At 37.5% G+C, this 405-nt stretch carries 1 protein-coding gene; it reads left to right on the forward strand.

The window, feature by feature from the left end:
* Window positions 1-206: 206 nt before the first annotated feature.
* The coding region (locus tag GNY06_RS13675; protein ID WP_212995081.1) for a hypothetical protein at window positions 207-405 on the forward strand (199 nt) is incomplete at its 3' end.

Genomic DNA, 405 nt, shown 5'->3' on the forward strand with positions numbered 1-405 from the left:
AATATTTAACGTATTTAACTTTTAGTTACACCAAAAACCAATGAAAAGGGATAGGATGAGGTGTTTCTACTGAAACCGCAGTATGAAAAGCAAAGGAGTCATACAGATTTTACTATGGTTCACGCATCTAAAAAATGGTATACATATAACTTTGCAACCGAGTTGCAAAGTTTATTTGCTATCTTTGCAGCCAAATTGAAAATATAATGAAGCAGAAGCTCTACATAACTATTTTGGCTTTGACAACAATTGTTTTGTTGGCATTGTCGTTTATACCGCACCATCATCACGAAAGTGCGGTATGTACCGTTGTGGAGCATTGCAATAGCGACAACGCTGACAATGACAAACATACGTCACATAAGGACGATGGAACAAAGTGCTTCGAACAAGGCAGTTGGGATG

The organism is Elizabethkingia argenteiflava (assembly GCF_009904105.1).
Lineage (GTDB): Bacteria > Bacteroidota > Bacteroidia > Flavobacteriales > Weeksellaceae > Elizabethkingia > Elizabethkingia argenteiflava.